At 65.3% G+C, this 17291-nt stretch carries 17 protein-coding genes; 6 read left to right on the top strand and 11 right to left on the bottom strand.

What is annotated here, in order from left to right:
* Positions 1–127 precede the first annotated feature (127 nt).
* Positions 128–856 (top strand): SDR family oxidoreductase, encoded by a 729-nt coding sequence (locus LB513_RS23195; RefSeq protein WP_224665812.1) that lies wholly within the window; start codon positions 128–130, stop codon positions 854–856.
* Positions 857–870: 14 nt separating this feature from the next.
* Here the strand turns inward: LB513_RS23195 and LB513_RS23190 are convergent, their stop codons facing one another.
* On the bottom strand, positions 871–1839 hold the full coding sequence (locus tag LB513_RS23190; RefSeq protein ID WP_224665811.1) for a LysR family transcriptional regulator: 969 nt from the start codon (positions 1837–1839) through the stop codon (positions 871–873).
* An 18-nt stretch (positions 1840–1857) separates the two neighbouring features.
* Complete coding sequence (locus LB513_RS23185) at positions 1858–2763, bottom strand: S1C family serine protease (RefSeq protein WP_224665810.1); 906 nt, start codon at positions 2761–2763, stop codon at positions 1858–1860.
* A gap of 370 nt (positions 2764–3133) precedes the next feature.
* Here LB513_RS23185 and yghU point away from each other — a divergent pair, with 370 nt between their 5' ends.
* On the top strand, positions 3134–4006 hold the full coding sequence (gene yghU, locus LB513_RS23180) for a glutathione-dependent disulfide-bond oxidoreductase (protein ID WP_224665809.1): 873 nt from the start codon (positions 3134–3136) through the stop codon (positions 4004–4006).
* A 103-nt stretch (positions 4007–4109) separates the two neighbouring features.
* On the opposite strand, the gene LB513_RS23175 is transcribed toward yghU, so the two are convergent.
* From LB513_RS23175 to LB513_RS23165, 3 genes are all read right to left on the bottom strand, one after another.
* Entirely contained in the window at positions 4110–4436 is a 327-nt protein-coding gene (locus LB513_RS23175) for a DUF1236 domain-containing protein (RefSeq protein WP_224665808.1), read from the bottom strand.
* 145 nt (positions 4437–4581) lie between these two features.
* On the bottom strand, positions 4582–5205 hold the full coding sequence (locus LB513_RS23170; RefSeq protein ID WP_411962738.1) for a hypothetical protein: 624 nt from the start codon (positions 5203–5205) through the stop codon (positions 4582–4584).
* Positions 5206–5228: 23 nt separating this feature from the next.
* Positions 5229–6386 (bottom strand): YadA-like family protein, encoded by a 1158-nt coding sequence (locus LB513_RS23165; RefSeq protein WP_224665807.1) that lies wholly within the window; start codon positions 6384–6386, stop codon positions 5229–5231.
* A 232-nt stretch (positions 6387–6618) separates the two neighbouring features.
* Here LB513_RS23165 and LB513_RS23160 point away from each other — a divergent pair, with 232 nt between their 5' ends.
* The 4 genes from LB513_RS23160 (at position 6619) to LB513_RS23145 (ending at position 8956) form a co-directional block, all read left to right on the top strand.
* Positions 6619–7755 (top strand): helix-turn-helix transcriptional regulator, encoded by a 1137-nt coding sequence (locus tag LB513_RS23160; RefSeq protein ID WP_224665806.1) that lies wholly within the window; start codon positions 6619–6621, stop codon positions 7753–7755.
* Positions 7756–8042: 287 nt separating this feature from the next.
* A complete protein-coding gene (locus tag LB513_RS23155) occupies positions 8043–8363 on the top strand; it encodes a DUF982 domain-containing protein (RefSeq protein ID WP_224665805.1) in 321 nt (106 codons plus the stop codon).
* A 91-nt stretch (positions 8364–8454) separates the two neighbouring features.
* On the top strand, positions 8455–8739 hold the full coding sequence (locus LB513_RS23150) for a hypothetical protein (RefSeq protein WP_224665804.1): 285 nt from the start codon (positions 8455–8457) through the stop codon (positions 8737–8739).
* A gap of 121 nt (positions 8740–8860) precedes the next feature.
* A complete protein-coding gene (locus tag LB513_RS23145) occupies positions 8861–8956 on the top strand; it encodes a putative RiPP precursor (RefSeq protein WP_224665803.1) in 96 nt (31 codons plus the stop codon).
* A gap of 22 nt (positions 8957–8978) precedes the next feature.
* Here the strand turns inward: LB513_RS23145 and LB513_RS23140 are convergent, their stop codons facing one another.
* The 6 genes from LB513_RS23140 to ligD all read right to left on the bottom strand — a co-directional run bounded on the left by LB513_RS23140 (position 8979) and on the right by ligD (position 17007).
* Entirely contained in the window at positions 8979–10232 is a 1254-nt protein-coding gene (locus LB513_RS23140) for a hypothetical protein (RefSeq protein ID WP_224665802.1), read from the bottom strand.
* Positions 10229–10999 carry an exodeoxyribonuclease III gene (locus LB513_RS23135; protein WP_224665801.1) on the bottom strand — a complete coding sequence of 257 codons (771 nt, stop codon included), beginning with the start codon at positions 10997–10999 and terminating at the stop codon, positions 10229–10231. The genes LB513_RS23140 and LB513_RS23135 overlap by 4 nt, the downstream gene beginning before the upstream one ends.
* Positions 11000–11240: 241 nt before the next feature.
* On the bottom strand, positions 11241–11879 hold the full coding sequence (locus LB513_RS23130; RefSeq protein ID WP_224665800.1) for an alpha/beta fold hydrolase: 639 nt from the start codon (positions 11877–11879) through the stop codon (positions 11241–11243).
* Between the two features lie 231 nt (positions 11880–12110).
* Positions 12111–13220, bottom strand: coding sequence for a tetratricopeptide repeat protein (locus tag LB513_RS23125; RefSeq protein ID WP_224665880.1), 1110 nt, complete (start codon positions 13218–13220; stop codon positions 12111–12113).
* Positions 13221–13225: 5 nt separating this feature from the next.
* Positions 13226–14140 carry a Ku protein gene (locus LB513_RS23120; protein ID WP_224665799.1) on the bottom strand — a complete coding sequence of 305 codons (915 nt, stop codon included), beginning with the start codon at positions 14138–14140 and terminating at the stop codon, positions 13226–13228.
* Positions 14141–14514: 374 nt separating this feature from the next.
* On the bottom strand, positions 14515–17007 hold the full coding sequence (gene ligD, locus LB513_RS23115) for a DNA ligase D (protein ID WP_224665798.1): 2493 nt from the start codon (positions 17005–17007) through the stop codon (positions 14515–14517).
* Positions 17008–17291: the final 284 nt, after the last annotated feature.

The following is a 17291-nucleotide window of genomic DNA, read 5'->3' as shown; positions in this document are numbered from 1 at the left end:
CCAAGCTGGATCCCACACCACGCCGCCATCGGCATTTCCGATACCACCATCGGTTTCTTCCGTTTCCCCTCAGCGCACCAAGCTGCCAATTCCCTGCCATCGTCCATCCAAACAGGGCAGAGCGGATATGAGCATTGCAAAGCAGAAAATCCTGATCGTCGGCGGCGGTTCGGGCATGGGGCTGGCGTTGGCGCGGCGGTGCATCGATGCCGGCGCCGCGGTCGTCATCGCCGGACGCGGCGAGGATAGGCTGCGCCAGGCGCGCGACGCGCTCGGCACGCCCGCCGGGCTGGAGCTTGCCGTCGCCGACATCGCCCGCGAGGACCAGGTCGCAGCACTGTTCGGTCAGATCGGCGAGCTCGACCACATCGTCAGCACAGCCGCCGACATCGAAGGCGCCTACCGGCTGTTGCCGGAAATCGAGCTGGAGGCCGCGCAGAGGGTGGTCGAGAGCAAGCTCTACGGCCCGCTGTTGCTCGCCAAGCATGGCGCGCCTCGGCTCGCGGCCGGCGGCTCGATGACCTTCGTCTCCGGCATCGCCGCTTACCGGCCGGCACCACGCGGGTCCGTCGTCGCTGCGGTCAATGCGGCGCTCGAAGGCCTGGTACGGGCGCTGGCGGTGGAACTCGCGCCGATCCGCGTCAACGCCGTCTCGCCCGGTTGGGTCGATACTGAGATTTGGGCGCAGGTTGCCGGCGAGCGCAAGCAACAGGTGCTGGACGCGATGGCCGACCGGCTGCCGGTGGGGCGCATCGGCCGGCCCGAAGACATTGCAGACGCCATTTTTTTCCTGCTCTGCAATGGCTTCACGACGGGCACGACACTGCATGTCGAGGGCGGCCATCGCCTCGTCTAGCAGATGGCGCGCCGTCAGGACTCGTTTGCAAGCAAGAGCTTGGCGGCATCAGCCGATTCAACCGATGAGCCGGGCCTGGTGGGCCGCAGCGCCAGCGTAAGAGGGTCTCGCAACGCCAACAGCAGCTTGGCGAGAGCCGGCGGCTGGACACGCCTGCGGCGCCAGATCACTGCAAGCGGCGCCTCCGGCAGGCGGCCCGGCCAGGGCAATTCCACGACCTCACCCCGCAGCAGCGCATCGCCGACGGCCAGGCGCGGCACCAGAGCAAGCCCCGCGCCGGCCGCCACCAGCCGTACGATCGCGCCCATGCTGCCGACCTCCGACAAGAGGCTCGGCGCGGGCAAGCCCGCCTCGGCAAAGGCGGTGTCGAACATGTGACGGTAGATGCATCCGGGCTCCGTCGCCACGAAGCGCCGCGTCGCCAGCGCAGCCAGATCGTCCCCGCCGCCAACCTGCCCCGGAGCCGCTACCAGCACCAGCGGTTCGGCCGCGATGGTACGCCTGAGGAGCTGATGGGCCTGGCCGGCGCCCCGCTGCGTGTCGAAACAGAATGCCGCGTCGATCTCGCCGGCCTCCAGCAGCCGCAGCAGCGCGCCGCTGCCTGCCACTTTCAGCCGCACGGCAATATCGGGATGGCTGGCCTGGAAACCCGGCATCCAGGGCGCAAGGCGCGCCGAGGCGATCGTCTCCAGCGCGCCGATTGTCAGCTGCCCGCGCGCCTGCCCGGCCGCCGCCTGAACCGCCGCACGCGCCTCGCCATCGAGGCGCAAAAGATCCTCGGCGACAGGCTTGAGCGCCAGCCCTGCCGGTGTCAGTTGCAAGCCGGCCCTGCTGCGCGTGAACAGCGTGGCGCCAAGCTCGGCTTCCAGCGACTGGATCTGGTCGCTGACGCTCGACTGCGCGAGATGAACCGCCTCGGCGGCGCGGGTGACGCTGCGCGTCTCCGCCACCGCCAGGAATGTCTTGAGCAGTCTTGGATGCATGCGGCTGGCGTCGAGGACCTACTGCAGCTGCGGCTTTTTCAGGAAGCTGCCGCGATCCGCCGACTTGACGCGCAGCCAGGTGTCGCGGCCGTCGCGCACGACGCGCATCGGGATCTCCGCGCCCGCCGAGCCGCTTTCCCACAGCTTGCGATAGAAATCCGCCAGCCCGTCGACGGCGCCGTCGCGAATATCGGAGATGACGTCACCCTGGCGCAGGCCGGCCTTTGCCGCAGGCCCGCCCTCGGTCACGCTCATCACCACCACCTGGCCGTCGCTTTCGGCCGACAGCGCGCCGAGCCAGGGCCGCGGCGGCTTGGCGACCTGGCCGCGCGTCAGCAGGTCGTCGAGGATGGGCGGCAGAAGGTCGATCGGCACCACCATGTTGATGTCGGCCACCTCGCCATTGCGGCTCATCTGCAGGCGCAGCGAGCCGATCCCGAGCAGCGAGCCGTCCTCGCCGAACAGCCCTGCGCCACCCCAGGAGGGATGCGCCGGCGCAATGAAGATCGCCTCGTCGAGCAGATATTCCCAATAGCCGGCGAATTCCTGCTTGGTGACGATCTTGGCCTGCACCGAGCGGCCGATGCCGTCGGCCAGCACCACGGCGTCGCCGATCTTGGCCTTGCCGGCGTCGCCCAGCGCCACGGCCGGCAGGCCGAGCGGCGCCAGCGCCTGGACAAGGCCGAAGCCGGATTCCTGGTCGTAGGCCAGGGCGTGTGCCGGAAAGACCCGGCCGTCATGGCTGGTCAACCAGACTTCCTCGGCCTCGGTGATGAGATAGCCGATGGTCAGAACCAGCCCGTCATCACGGATAACGACGCCGCTGCCTTCCCGCAGCGTACCCAGGGCGCCGGCCGTGAAGGCATCGTCGGGAACGGTGGCGCGCACGGCCACGACCGAGCGCGGATTGGGATTGATGGTCATGCTCTTGTCCTGCAAATGCGAATGCTTAGCCTATAGGTATGGCTCGCAGAGAACGGCGCAAGGGCAGGCAGCAGTTCAATTGCGAAGCGCTGCGCCGCCGCCCCTCATCCGCCTGCCGGCACCTTCTCCCCGTATAGTGACGGGGAGAAGGGAGCTGGCCGCAACCTCAGCGCCTTTTCTTGCGACGCTGGTGATTGGCGAAATCCCCGATGACGGCGCCTTTCTCCCCGTCACTATACGGGGAGAAATGCCCGGCAGGGCAATGAGGGGCATCGCAACCGTCGCTAATAGTTCAACGCAAGTTGAACTTTCCCCTCCGCAACCCTAACTTCACATCTCCCCTGCCAAACCCACCATCCGAGGCCCCGCAATGACCGACTACACCCCGCCCAAAGTATGGACCTGGAACAAGGCCAATGGCGGTACGTTCGCCAGCATCAACCGGCCCATCGCCGGTCCGACGCATGACAAGGAATTGCCTGTCGGCAAGCACCCGCTGCAGCTCTATTCGCTGGCCACGCCCAACGGCGTCAAGGTGACGGTCATGCTGGAGGAACTGCTTGCGCTTGGGCATGAGGGCGCCGAGTACGATGCCTGGCTGATCAAGATCAACGATGGCGACCAGTTCGGCAGCGGCTTCGTCGCCGTCAATCCGAATTCGAAGATACCGGCCCTGATGGACCGCAGCGGCGATACACCGATCCGGGTGTTCGAATCCGGCTCGATCCTCGTCTATCTCGCCGAGAAATTCGGTGAATTCCTGCCGAAGGAACAGCCGGCGCGCGCTGAAGTCCTGTCCTGGCTGTTCTGGCAGATGGGCTCTGCGCCCTATCTCGGCGGCGGCTTCGGCCATTTCTACGCCTATGCGCCGGAGAAGTTCGAATACGCCATCGATCGCTTCTCGATGGAGGTCAAGCGCCAGATGGATGTGCTCGACCGCCGTCTGGCCGAGGTCGAATATCTCGGCGGCGCCGACTACAGCATTGCCGACATGGCGGTCTGGCCCTGGTATGGCGGACTGGCGCTCGGCCGCATGTATAATGATGCGGGCGACTTCCTGTCGGTCCAGGAGTACAAGAACGTCCAGCGCTGGGCGCAAGCCATTGACGCGCGCCCGGCTGTCCAGCGCGGCCGTATGGTCAACCGCGCGTTCGGCGAACCGGCCCTGCAACTCCACGAACGTCACGACGCCAGCGATTTCGAGACGAAGACGCAGGACAAGCTGGCGCCGGCAGCCGAATAGACGAGTTCACCAACCGCGTCGGACGTCTTCTTCACGCAATTCCCAAGGAAAGCGTTACCCGCTTCCCTTGGGAACGACGTTTCGTTTCATCTTCTTGGCAAGCTTAGTTCAGGACTTCGACGATCTGGTGTGTGTCGGGATCGACCAGCACGGTCTGGTCGTTGATGACGGCGACGCGGTACTTGACGTTGGGGACCTCACGCAGTTCGACGGTGTCCGGCACCGAAGAGCCGAGCTTCAACTCGACGCCCAACAGGTTCACCGAGGCCACCGGTTCCTTCTTGATATACTCGCGCACCACCGTTTCCTGCTGCGGCTCCACCACCACCTTCGTGCCTGGCTTCACGACGACAACGTCTTCAGCCATGGCAACGCCGATGCCGCCGATCAGGACGGCCGCTGCGGCCACGCTCTTGAGAAAAAGTTTCATGACAATCTCCTTTGGGTAAATCTACAAACCCGCCGGGCTAAAAACTCACGGGCTTAAGCTCGGTTCCAGACTATTCGCGGGCCTTGCAGGTAAAACCGGGCCAGGAGAGCGCGACCCACCCCCGGGCGGGCGGCCTTTAGGAAGCTTACGGCTTGGCGAGCGCTGCTTTCTTCTTGCCCACGGCCGTCGAAGGCGGTTCGGGCGGCCCGGCATCGACGGGCTTGGCCGGTTCGGCGGCTGGCTTGTCAGGTGCCTGCGGGCCTCCCGGCGTCAGGTTGACCGCGAGCCCGTAAACCTTCCACTGGCGATTGACCGGCTCGAACAGCAGTTCGAAATTGATCTGCAGGGGCGCGGAAGGAAAGAAGCCCATCATGTGCAGCATGCCGTTCGGCTCCGTCTGCGGCAGCAGCGTCAATTGCGGCTCGAGCGCCGCGACCGCGCTGAAATCCAGCATCTGCCTGCGCTGTGCGGCGAAGATCTCGGCCAGGTCGGACGCGCTCTTGTTCTGGAAGCTGGCCGAGCCAAGATCGCGAAGCACTGTGTAGTTGCCGGTCTTGTTGGCCTGGTCGAGCGCCAACAGCGTGCCACGCGTCAGGATCAGCACGCCGTTGCGGTCGAGATTGGCGGGCTTCGCATGCGCCTTTTCGGAGGCCTTTCCGGTCTGCGCTGCGGCCGGATAAGATACCAGGCTCGTCGCAAGGCCGAGAAGCAGCGCAACGGCTTTCCAGCCAGCCCGCCATATTGAGGCCGACGCTTGGCCGCAGGTCACGCGACAGGTCCGATCGGCTGCCTTTACCAGGCGACTGTCACGCCGGCGCGGCCGCCTACGGTGTGATTGCTGGCGCCCATGCCGATGCCGCCGCTGAGGATGACATTCTCGTTGATGCGGGCCTGCGCACTGCCGGCAAAGGCGTTCTCGCCTTCGAACGTGCCCCAGTTCAGCGAGACGGCATAATTCTTGTCGCCGGGCAGCCCGCTGCCGGCCATCGCCAGCGCCATGGCCGTGCCTTCGAAGGCCTTGTCGATCCTGTTGTTGGCGAAGTCCAACCCGCTTTCCAGGCTGCCGACACGACCGTCGAGCAGCGCGATGTTGTTGGTGTTGGTGGCGATGTTGGCGGTGTTGGTCGCGATGTCGGCCGTGTTGATGGCGATGTTGGAGGTGTTTGTAGCAATGTCGGCGGTGTTGGTTGTTACCCGCGTGTCGAGCGATGCGATCTGGGTCGTGTGTTGCGCGATATCGCTCTCATTGTTGGTGATGCGCGTCTCGTGGTCGGCGAGTTCCGCGGTGTGGCCGCTCACCGTGCCTTGCAGCGCGCTGATGTCTGAACTGTTCTGCGCCACCGTATCCGACAGGGCCTCGAAATCGAATGTCGAGGCGGCGAGGTTGCCAGCGCTGTCGGTGGTCACGACATAGGTGGTGCCGGACTGGGCGCTGGTGCTCGCGGCGGATGGCAGGCCGGAAAGCGTATAGGTTGCCTGGCTGCCGCCGATGGCAACCTGGTTATCCCTCGTCGTGGCAACGCCCTGGCCCACGGCGGTGGAACCGTCAAAACTGGCATTGGCGCCTTGACCGAGTGCGGTGGCGTTGTTGCCAGCCGCGACTGCATTGTAGCCGAGAGCCGTGTTGTTGGCTCCAAGAGCGGCCGTAGCAGCCGCCCCGACCGCGGTATTGCCGCCATCGCTAGAGGCTGTGGAATTATTGCCGAATGCGCTGTTCGCCGGGCTGTCGGATGCATTCGCGCCAGCGCCGCAGGCGTAGGCGCCGTCCAGGCCGGTCCCGTCACCGCAGTCATCTGCAAGGGCCGAGCTTCCGAATGAAATCATGAGGCCGAGCACCAGCGATGAAGCGCCGAGCAAGGCGCGTAGCCTCGGCGGGACTCCGGGAAACACGTCGCCCTTCGAACCGTCAACCGCAAACGGGCTGTTCGCCCCGCCACGCTGTTCTTTCATTCCCAAACGCCCCCGCCTGATCGAATGCCAATTCCCGATTGCAGATTCGCAATTCATCGGAAGGCTAGCGACGAGATTGAAGGTCGGCATCCACCAACTGGTGGAGAACATCCAGCTTGAATCAGTTTATCGACGTTACTCCAGCCACCATGGGACAGCATCACTGTCCAAACTAGCCAACAGATCCGCACTATGCTGTATTTCGGCGGCGGGCGCTTTCGGGGAGCAGATTTTGGCGGATGAATTCGCGGAACTCTCAGGCATGATCGGCACATTCTACGATGCCGTCATTGAGCCTGATCTCTGGCAGAAGGCGCTTGACGACATGCGGCGCCATTTCGGCTTTCATCTGGGAGCGATCTCGGTGATCTCGCTGCCGACGGGAAGCGCCATGGTGCAGGTCTCCACCAACATTCCCCCTGAATATGCCGCCGGCATGGAGGCCTATAATGACGACGTCATCGAGCTTTGGGGCGGCATGGCGCGCATGGCCGAAATGCCGCTCGAGGAGCCGATCCTGCAGTCGCGGATCACGGGCCCGGATGTCTGGGAAGGCAATCGTTTCTACGAGGAATGGGTGCGCCCGCTCGGCCTCGTCGATCAGGTCGGCATCATGCTGGCCCGCGACCGGACGATGGTCGGCAATGTGGGACTTGGCCTGCACGAATCCGCGCCGCCGCTGACCGACGCCCAGATGAACGGCCTGCGCCTTATGGCGCCGCATGTGAGGCGGGCGGCGGTCATCAGCCGCATGCTCGACAAGACGACATCGGCCGCCTCCACGTTCGAGGCCGCGCTCGACGCGACGCGCTCGGCAGTTGTGCTGATCGCGCAGGACATGTCGATCGTGCATGCCAATGCGGCGGCCAAGACCATGCTGGCCAATGGAGATCCGATTGCCTCTCTACGCGGCAAGCTCACCTTGCCGCGCGAACTGGTGCCCAACCGCCTGCAGGCGGCTGTACAGGCCGCGACGCGCGCCGAGCAGGAGCTCGGACGGCGCGGCATCGGCATCGCGGCGAAGTCTCGCGACGGCACGGCGGTGGCGCTGCAGGTCATGCCGCTCGAAAAGCGCACCCTGCGCGGCGGCCTCGACCGGCGGGCGGTCGCCGCCGTCTTCATCGGGGATCCCGCCACGCCGCTCGAAATGCCGGCCGAGGCCATGCGCCTCCTCTATGAGCTGACGCCCGCCGAACAGCGTGTCTTCGAACTGGTCGCGGCAGGCGAGACGACGGCCGCCATCGCAGAAAAGCTCGGCGTGGCGCCAAGCACGGTGCGAACCCATTTGTTGCGGGTGTTCGAGAAAACCGGCCGCCACACGCGCGGCGAGCTGGTGAAACTCAGCCGGGAGATAACCTTGCCGGGCTGAAGCCTCGAACGACCACGGCAAGGTCGACCTCAGCCCAAGCGCTTTCGAGCAGGCTCGACTGCCCTCCCCGCCAGGCGGCGCCGAGCAAATTGCGGCATGCCCGGTGCAACCAACCGTCTATCATGACGTTAAAGCGGAACTCTTCAGCGAGGATGTCCGATGGCGCGCCGACCCTCCGTTACCAAACACCCTTTCACACTGATGTTCGTGGTGATCGCGCTCATCGCACCTTTTGCGGGCCTCGCATGGCGCACGCGCGAGTGGATGGGTTGGTAGGAACATCCGGTATGAACAGCCTCGCGCCGCTCGCCGTTCGTTTCATCGACGCCCGTTCGATGACGGTCTCGACGCTCACCGAGGCCCGCGACGCCCTTGACGGCAGGTGGTGCAACAAGCAGGCGCCGAGCTATCTTCGCGCAAGGCAATTGATCGCGGCGGCACAGGCCGGCGCGTGCCGGCCGGCCATCGCAATGGCCGCCTTCGAAAGGGCCGCGCGCGAACAGGGCCTGATCCGGTCGCCGCGGCGCATCCCAAGCCTGCGTGCACTGGACAGCTTCATCGCCGCGCTCTTCGTGCCGAAGGCCGTGCACGACAGGACCGAAGCGTAAGCGCCTATCGTCCAAGGACGCCTTGCCTCCGGAACAAACAGCTTTCGCCCGAGTTTCGCCCTCGATCCTTCTCGTAATCTGGAGATCAAGCATGGCACCCCGCGACACCACCCGCACCGACATCGAAAATGGCATCGAGGCCGATGGTCCGGTGATCGAACAGCAGGATTGGGATGCCATCGCCGGCGCCGAGATCTTGCCGGATTCGGTAATCGACTCGGACGGCATCAACTACGGCATCGAGAAGGATGGCGACCTGCCCGAAGAGGATGACGACAACGCGCTGCAGGACAGTGACGACGCCCTGCCCGACGATGAGGAAGAAGCCGCCATCAGCCGGCATCCCGACCGGGAAGGCCGTTTCGACGAGATCTGAGCGGCGTTCGAACGTCTACTGCTTCTCGCGCCTGTGCTGCATCGAAGGGCTCCAATCGAGCCCTTGTTGACACTTGCCCAGGGTCTGCCATCATCTGCTGGCAAACCAGGGGGAATTGGACATGAAGAAGACCTACGCAAAGCCGCTGCTTCTCAAGAAGGGCCAGCTGTCGGCGGTCACCGCCGCGAACGGCGCCTCCAACCCATTGCCGGACTGATCTTAGCGCTGTCGCGCTGATCTCAGCGCGCCAGGACAAGATCGTCCAGGACCAGTTGCCAGCGATGAGTCGTTGACAGGCGGACGCGGGTCACAGCCCTGAGCATCGGGGCGTAGTGCACCGGCGTCAGCGCCGACAGCGCGAAGTGGTCGCTTGCGACAAGCTGGTCGCCAAGCCAGCTTTCAATCAGCGCCACCTCGCCTTCCGAACTCAGCCAGGCAGCCGTCAGCATGACGGAGTGGAAGCCGAACGGCCGGTCGCAGCTGAACTCGGCCGGCAGTCCGCTGCTTGTATAGGCCACATGGTCGCCCGATACATTGCCATTGACGTAGCCCTGGCTGTCCTTGGTGTAATCGCGCGCCATGGCGTTCAGATTGCGCCAACTCAGCCCGGCATGGCCTGACGGGATTTTCCTGAAGGTGCGCCCCGTCACATCGTCGAAGTCGATCGTCTCCAGCACCGCGTCGCTCGCCAGGCGATCGGTTCGAGATGACAGCAGGCCGAGATCGACGGGATAAGGCGACAGGGCCAGCCAGCGGTCCAGGCCGCCGCCCGTGATACTGAACGCGTCGGCGTCTTCCGGCAGGTCGACGCGAAAGGCGGCGCCCGGCGGCAGCGTCCGTGTCTCGACGACCGCTCCGTCGCGCAGCACCGCCAGCGTCGGCGTTCCGTCATCACGGATGCGCCCGCCTGGTCGGGCGTCATCACTGATGCGCCTGGTCGAGTGGGCGTCATCACTGATCCACCCGGCAAGAGAGCGGGGCGGCGCCAGGCCGACCGGCGACAGCATCTCGCGCGATACCAGCCCGGTCGGCGAGCCCGGCATATGATCGATGTGCCGTGCCTGGACCTCATTGGCGCCTGTCGCCCGCCAACCCGGCGGCACCGACACCGAAAAGCGCCAATCGCCTGCTGCGCGGATCACTGCCTTCCGGCTTTTCATCGACATCGGAAAATTGGCGAAACCGGCATTGTTGGTCCGTGTCGCCATGACCACCTTGCCCGCCTCGTCCTGGAGCCGCACCATGATCCCGGCCATCGGTCGGTCGCCGACACCATATTCGCCGTCGCGATCGACGTCGAAATAGACGAAGGACGAGTAATTGAGGATGCCCCCGCCATCCGCCCAGTCGGTGCGGATGGCATAGTCATTGCCGGGATCGGCCCGGCGGGCAGCCTTGCGGCGGGCACGCGCGCGTGACGCCAGCCAGGTTATGCCGGCAAGCAGCACGACCGTGGCAAGGAGGACCGGCAGCCACAGATACGCGGCGTTCACTTGAGTTCCACCCAGACCGGCGCGTGGTCGCTGGCGCCGTCCTGGCCGCGCACGTCGCGGTCGATGCCGGCGGCGGTCAGCCGGCGCACCAGTTTCTTCGACAGCAGGATGTGGTCGAGGCGCAGCCCGGCGTCGCGCGGCCAGCGGTTCCGGCGATAGTCCCAGAACGTGTAGAGCGTCTCCTTCGGATGTTTCTTGCGTAGCGCGTCGAGCCAGCCCTGCTCGATGAGCGCGGCGAAGGCGGCGCGGCTTTCCGGCTGCACCAGCGCATTGTCGTCATAGGAGCGGGTGGCGTAGATGTCGCGCGGTTCGGGCACGATATTGTAGTCGCCCGCCAGCACAACCGGCACGCCGGTGCCGAGCAATTGCTCGGCATGCGCGTTCAGCCTCTCGTGCCAGGCAAGCTTGTAGGCGAATTTCGGCCCCGGTTGCGGGTTGCCGTTCGGCGCATACAGGCAGCCGATGAGCACGCCGCTGACCGCCGCCTCGATGTAGCGGCTCTGCTTGTCCGCATCATCGCCGGGCAGGACGTCGCGGGTCAGCACCGGCTCGGCGCCCCGCGCCAGGATGGCGACGCCGTTCCATGTCGGCTGGCCCTTCCATACCGCGCCATAGCCGGCATCGGCCAAAGCGGAGCGCGGAAACTGCGTGTCGCGCGCCTTGAGTTCCTGCAGGCACACGACATCGGGTTTCGCGGCCGCCAGCCATGCTAACAGGTTCGTCAGCCGGCTGTTGATGTTGTTGACGTTGAAGGTGGCGATTTTCATTTGAAGCATGAAGCAGGAAGCAGCGGCGATGGGCAAGCAATGGTTGAATGCCGCGGCCGGATATGGGCCAATGGCCAATGGCAGGGCTGCCCCTCATCCGCCTGCCGGTACCTTCTCCCCGTATAAGAACCGAGAGAAGGAAATAGCTTCAACGCTGCCGCCCCCCTCTCCCCGTTCTTCACGGCCAGAGGGTAAGGGTGAGGGGCGGCGCCAACATCGAATGAATGCTCGACCGCCCGTCCTAAATCCTCTCCACCCACCCCTTCACCGCCTCCGCCAGCCGCTTCAAATGATCGGCCGCCGAAAATCCCGACAGGCTCTTGCGCGGCTTGAGGTCGTGGTCGCCATCCTCCAGCCAGATCACCTCGATCGCATCCGACAGCGTATAGCCGCTGACCTCGTCGCGCGTGCCGAACTCGTCGCGCGTGCCCTGGAAGATCAGCGTCGGCGTTTTCAGCCCGGCGAGATGTTTCGTCCGCAGTTGCTGGGGCTTGCCGGGCGGGTGAAAGGGGTAGCCGAGGCAGACCAGCCCCGAAATCTCGCCGGCGGCGTACATCTCGTCGGCCACCATCGAGGCCACGCGCCCACCCATCGACTTGCCGCCGATGATGAGCTTGCCGGCAACGCCCCCGGCGCGCAAATCCGCGATCGCCTCGACATATTCCGGGTTGACCGTCTCCGCCCGCGGCGGCGGCTTGCGCTGACCGTGCCGGCGCGCCGCCATATAGCCGAATTCAAACCGCGCCACGCGCATTCCGGCTTCGGCCAGGGCCTTGGCAACGGCGGTCATCGAGGGCGAATCCATCGGCGCCCCGGCGCCATGCGCCAGCAGGATGGTCGCGGGTGCGGTGTCGGGACCGTCGAAGAGGAAGCTGGTCATGGGGCGACATCCGGCGTGACCGCGACGCTGCCAATCTCCCCCCTTGTGGGGGAGATGCCCGGCAGGGCAGAGGGGGGCGTGACGGAACGCCAGCCTACGGTCAGATATGTCCAGGAAGTGATCTTCAGCATGAGCCGGTACGTCGGCGGGACAGCGCCCCCCTCTGTCCTGCCGGACATCTCCCCCACAAGGGGGGAGATCGGCTCTCATCGCGGCCTTCGCCAATCACGGTCACCCCGCCGTCCGCGCCAGCTGCATGTCCACGAACTGCACGCCCTTGGCCGCCACCCCGGCCCACTCCGAGTCCGCGTCGAGCTCGAGATAGCGCACCCAGAGCCGGCGCGCCTCCGCCAGATTGCCGGCGTCGAATTCCAGCCGGGCCAGGTTGAACACCGGATCGGCATAACTCTTGTCGAGCGCGATCGCCCTTTGCAGATGCCGCCGCGCTGAGGCGTCGCGGCCTTGCTCGCTCATCAGGCCGGCGAGATTGAACCACGCCTCGACGAAGGCCGGGTCGAGCTTGATCGCCCTCGCATAGTCATGCGCAGCCTCTGCGGCATGGCCGCCGGCGCGCAGGCAGTTGGCGCGGTTGAAGGCGGCGATGGCGTCGCTCGGGTCGATGGCGAGACAGCGGCGATAGAGTGCGGCGGCGCCGTCATGGTCGCCGCCCTCCTCCGCCGCTTCCGCCTCGGCAAACAGCTCTTCCAGCGTGTCGTCGCCATGCGCGGCGCTGCCCAGATCGAACAGCAACTGCCCGTCGAGTTCGCTTTGGCCGCCTTCGAGATAGATCTGATCGGGGCGGCCAAATGCCGAACCGACATTGAGCGATTTGGCGGTGAGCGAGGCGACCGGCCCGGAGCGATGCACGGAACGCGCGATCGCGCCCCAGCTCGCCCCGCCGGAAATCAGCCCGGCATATTTGCGCGCCAGGATGAGGTCGCGGAAGGAATAGGGCTCGCCATCATGCTCGAAGGCATCGAACAGCGAGAGCAGGTCGAGATCGGCGCCGGACAGGCGCGACTGCTCGATCAGCGATTGGCGCGACAGCGAGGATGCTTCCGGCGCCTTCATGAGCCCGAGCAGGCGCAGGAAGCCGTTCTCGCTGACGGGGGTGCGCCCGGCTGCGCGCTCGGCGGCGACGCGGCGCTCGATTGCGGTATCGTTGCTCCTGGCGGTCCCGGCCTTTGCAAGCAGCGTGCGGCCGAACACGACATGCGTAGTGCGCCTGACGACGCCGCGTCGCAACTCGCCGTGCTGGCGCTCGACCTCGCGCGCCGCGAGCCTGAGCGGGAACGCCGACAACGCACCGATCGTGCCGAAGACGGATCCCGCGACAGCCATCGCCGTCATTTCTTGCTCTTGCCGACCGCCTTCAGCAGATTGGCCTTCAGCGGATTTTCGGCAGCGCCGCCCGTCGCCGCCTTTTTCCCGGCTGACTTGGCCGGTTTGGCAATTTCGTCGGCCTTGCTCTTGGACTTGGCCGGCGGCTTCGACTGCGACAGGCTGGCCTTCAGCGCATCCATCAAATTGATGACGTTGCCGCGCTCCGGCGCCGCGGCGATGATCGGCTTGTGGCCCTTGAGCTTCTCGCGGATCATCGCCATCAGCGCGATCTCGTAGCGGTCCTCGTAATTCTTCGGATCGAAGGTTGTTTCCTTCTGCTTGATCAGCGCCTCGGCCAGTTGCAGCATTTCCGGATCGGGATTGCCGGCCGGGATATTGCCGAAATACTCAGCGGTGCCTCGCACTTCGTTCGGGTTCCTCAACGTGCACACGAACATGCCGTTCTCGCGCGCCCCGATCGTCACCACACGCTCGCGGCTGGACAGCACCAGCCGCGCGATCGCCACCTTGCCCGATTTGCGCATCGCCTCGCGCAGCACGGCGAAGGTCTCCTCCGCCATGGCCCCATCCGGCGCCATGTAATAGGGCGCATCCTGGTAGATGACGTCGACCTCGCGCTCGTCGACGAAGGCTTCGATGTTCATCGTGTGGTTGGATTCGATCCGCACCGCCTCGAGGTCGGTGTCCTCGATGATGATGTACTGCTTGTCTTCATATTCGTAGCCCTTGATCAGGTCCGAACGCTCGACGAGGCCAAGCTCCGGATCGACCGGCTTCATGTTGATGCGGTTGTGGGTCTTCTTGTGCAACTGGTTGAAGGAGATGCGCTCGCTGGTCGTCGTCGCCGGATAGAGCCGGACCGGACAGCTGACGAGGCTGAGCTTGAGGTAACCCTTCCAACTTGCCCTGGGCGCCATGATATACTCCTACGCGGCAACGCACTGACACTATGTTGCAGCATGGTCTTGTCCATGCTCTTTGCAGCGCTTCGTCCGGAGGACGATTTAGGCTGCGGAAATCCTACACCGATCCCTGACCTTACAGCCGAATTCCTAGCGAAGTGTTCTCGGGGTTGGCGCGGAGGATAGTTCAAATTATAGCAAGCGTCGATGGAGATGGCGCGGCCCTTTTCCTCGCCCCACGAAAGTGGGGAGAGGTGGCTCGGCGAAGCCGAGACGGAGAGGGGAATGGCGCGGCGCCGAATGTTTCCGGCGCTTGACCGCATAAGCCGGCGCTGCCCCCTCTCCGGCCGCTATGCGGCCACCTCTCCCCACTTTCGTGGGGCGAGGAACTAGCGTTCCATCACCGGCAGATCCCTGGCAAACGCGTCGATCTCCGCCCAGGGATCCCCCGATGTCTCAAGCAGCCCCGGCAGCGAGGAATAGTTCAGGTCCTGCGGCGCATCGATCGCCTCGAGATCGCCCCAGCTCACCGGCGTCGAGGCCGGCAGATTGGTGCGGGCGCGCAGCGAATAGGGAGCGGCGGAAGTGTGGCCGCGCGCGTTGCGATGGAAGTCGATGAAGATGCGCTTCTTGCGGTTGTCCTTGCCCATCGTGGTGGTGAAACTATCGGGCGCGGCGGCGGCCAGGCGGCTGGCGATCGCGCTCGTCACCTGATGCAGCTTCTTCCAGTTCTGTTTGCGCGTCACCGGCACGGTGATGTGGATGCCGCTGCCGCCGGAGGTCTTGGCGAACGGCACCAGCCCCATCCCTTCCAGCTCGCCCTTGATGTGGATGGCGGCCTCGACCACCTCGCGCCACGAAATCCCCTCTCCGGGGTCGAGGTCGAGCACGATCTGGTCCGGCCTGTCGAGCCGGTCCCGATGCGTGCCCCATGTATGGAATTCGACGACGCCGAACTGCGCCAGCGCCAGATAGCCCTTGGCGCCTTCGACCGCGAGGTAGGTTTTGGTCTCGCCCTCGGAATTGGCGGTGTCGAATGTCACCACCGAGGGCGGCATCCCTGTGAAGGCGTGGCGCTGGAAGAAGCAGTCCTTGGGCAGGCCGGTCGGGCAGCGCACCAGCGACACCGGCCGGCCCAGAATATGCGGCAGCATGAAATCGCCGACCAGCGCGTAGTAGACGGCAATGTCGAGCTTGGTCGGGCCCGTCTTGCCGAACAGGCGCCGCCCCGGATTGGTCACCCAGATGGTGGCCAGGTCGGCTTCCGCGATCAGCCGCTTGCGCTTCGGCGCGACCGGTGTCGAAAGGCCGACATCGCGCAGGCCGCGAAACACCGCATGGCGCAGCGCATTGTCGGCGGTTCGGTTGGCATAGTGGATGTGCGCCGACAAGAGCGGCTTTACCCAGTGCATCTCGCGCATGATCTCGCGCGGCGCGCCTTCCGGCGCCGTGGCGTCCGCCGCCATCGGCTCCAGCCGGGCGAGCAAGCCAGCCGCAGTTGCTGCATCGAAGCCCGTTCCGACCTTGCCGCGATAATGCAACTCGCCGTCCTGCCACTCGGCCAGGCCGAGCGCCGCCAGCCCTTCCGCCGCTTGCGAGATGGTGTAGCCGGCGATGACGAAATCGCCTTTCTGCAGCGCCTTGCACTTGGTCCAGCTCTTGGACCGGCCGCTCTGATAGGTTCCAGTGGCGCGTTTGGAGACGACGCCTTCGAGCCCGAGTTCCGTCGCCTGCTCATAAAGCCCCCGCCCGGAGCCCTCGACATGGTCGGAGAACTGGATGGCGGAATTGCCGCCGAGACCGCCAAGCAGCGTGGCCAGCAGGGCCTTGCGCCTGACCAGCGGCGCTTTCGTCAGGTCCCAGCCGTCGAGATGCAGCAGGTCGAAGGCGTAGAAATGCAGCCTGCTGCCGGCGCCCTGCGCCAACGCGTCCTGCAAAAGCGCGAAGCGGCTGATGCCGCTGGCGTCGAGCACGACGATCTCGCCGTCGATGACCGCGTCGCGGCACGGCAGTTTTGCAAACGCATGCGGCAGGTCGCCATAGCGCTTCGTCCAGTCGAGCCCACCGCGCGTGATAAGCCGCACCTGGCCGCCGGAAAGATGCGCCATCGTCCGGTAGCCGTCGAACTTGATCTCATGCAGCCAGGGCTCGTTCGTATGTTCGCCTGGACCTTCGCCTCCCGGAGGCCTTGGCACCTGGCTTGCCAGCTGCGGCTCGATCCTGCCGGGCGCCGGCGCCTTCACTGCACCCGGCAGCGCGCCGGGCTTAAGCGAAACCGGCCTTGATTTCGCCTTGGCTGCCGGTTTGGCCGCTGCCGCGAGTTCCTCGATGCGCAGGCCGGACTTCACGCTTTCCGGACGGGCTTCGAGGATGTCGAGCTTCGCATCAGCGGCGAGGTCGCGCTCCTTGAACAGCAGCCAGTTCTTTTTGGCAGGGTCTTCGCCGGGCTTGGGCTTCAGCCGCGTCAGCATCCAGCCGCCATTCAGTTTCTCGCCGGCGAGGCGAAACTTGAAGGCGCCGGTGCGCAGGCTCGTCTCGACATCGTCCATCGGCGCCCAGCTGCCCGTGTCCCAGACGATCATCGGCCCGCCGCCATATTCGCCTTCGGGAATGACGCCTTCGAAGTCGATATAGTCGAGCGGATGATCCTCGGTCTCGACCGCCAGCCGCTTGTCGGCGGGATTGAGCGAGGGCCCGCGCGGCACCGCCCAGCTCTTCAGCGCGCCGCCGATCTCCAGGCGCAGGTCATAGTGATCGGCCGTGGCATGATGCTTGTGGACGACGAAGCGGTTGCCTTCGTCGGTGACCGGGCCTCCGGCCGGCTCGGGCGTGTTCGAGAAGCGGCGCTTGGCGCGGTAGGGCTGGAGGTTGGGCGGGATCATGGATTAGGTCGGTATGGAAATAACAACCGCCTCGTTCCGTCCCACCCCCCTCTGTCCTGCCGGACATCTCCCCCGCAAGGGGGGAGATCGGATGTCGCCTTGGCTTTCGCCAATCGCCCAGGTCCGAAGTAAAGTTCAGCCGACGATGCTGGCAATCTCCCCCCTTGCGGGGGAGACGTCCGGCAGGACAGAGGGGGGTGCTGTCCCGCCAGCATTTCGAATTTCCCGCAGCAGTGCGAAGAAACGGCGGCCACTCTCAATCGTCGGTCGCAGGCGTCAGCTCC

It is taken from the genome of Mesorhizobium sp. ES1-1, assembly GCF_020164785.1.
Lineage (GTDB): Bacteria > Pseudomonadota > Alphaproteobacteria > Rhizobiales > Rhizobiaceae > Mesorhizobium.
This window is presented reverse-complemented; position numbering and strand designations above follow the sequence as displayed.

Bases quoted from the DNA above. Each gene is read 5' to 3' on its own strand.
- LB513_RS23165 (WP_224665807.1), bottom strand. From the start codon at position 6,386: ATGAAAGAACAGCGTGGCGGGGCGAACAGCCCGTTTGCGGTTGACGGT.
- LB513_RS23135 (WP_224665801.1), bottom strand. From the start codon at position 10,999: ATGAAAATCGCCACCTTCAACGTCAACAACATCAACAGCCGGCTGACG.
- LB513_RS23130 (WP_224665800.1), bottom strand. From the start codon at position 11,879: ATGACCAGCTTCCTCTTCGACGGTCCCGACACCGCACCCGCGACCATC.
- LB513_RS23195 (WP_224665812.1), top strand. From the start codon at position 128: ATGAGCATTGCAAAGCAGAAAATCCTGATCGTCGGCGGCGGTTCGGGC.
- LB513_RS23185 (WP_224665810.1), bottom strand. From the start codon at position 2,763: ATGACCATCAATCCCAATCCGCGCTCGGTCGTGGCCGTGCGCGCCACC.
- LB513_RS23155 (WP_224665805.1), top strand. From the start codon at position 8,043: ATGAACAGCCTCGCGCCGCTCGCCGTTCGTTTCATCGACGCCCGTTCG.
- LB513_RS23175 (WP_224665808.1), bottom strand. From the start codon at position 4,436: ATGAAACTTTTTCTCAAGAGCGTGGCCGCAGCGGCCGTCCTGATCGGC.
- LB513_RS23120 (WP_224665799.1), bottom strand. From the start codon at position 14,140: ATGGCGCCCAGGGCAAGTTGGAAGGGTTACCTCAAGCTCAGCCTCGTC.
- ligD (WP_224665798.1), bottom strand. From the start codon at position 17,007: ATGATCCCGCCCAACCTCCAGCCCTACCGCGCCAAGCGCCGCTTCTCG.
- yghU (WP_224665809.1), top strand. From the start codon at position 3,134: ATGACCGACTACACCCCGCCCAAAGTATGGACCTGGAACAAGGCCAAT.
- LB513_RS23125 (WP_224665880.1), bottom strand. From the start codon at position 13,220: ATGGCTGTCGCGGGATCCGTCTTCGGCACGATCGGTGCGTTGTCGGCG.
- LB513_RS23145 (WP_224665803.1), top strand. From the start codon at position 8,861: ATGAAGAAGACCTACGCAAAGCCGCTGCTTCTCAAGAAGGGCCAGCTG.
- LB513_RS23190 (WP_224665811.1), bottom strand. From the start codon at position 1,839: ATGCATCCAAGACTGCTCAAGACATTCCTGGCGGTGGCGGAGACGCGC.
- LB513_RS23150 (WP_224665804.1), top strand. From the start codon at position 8,455: ATGGCACCCCGCGACACCACCCGCACCGACATCGAAAATGGCATCGAG.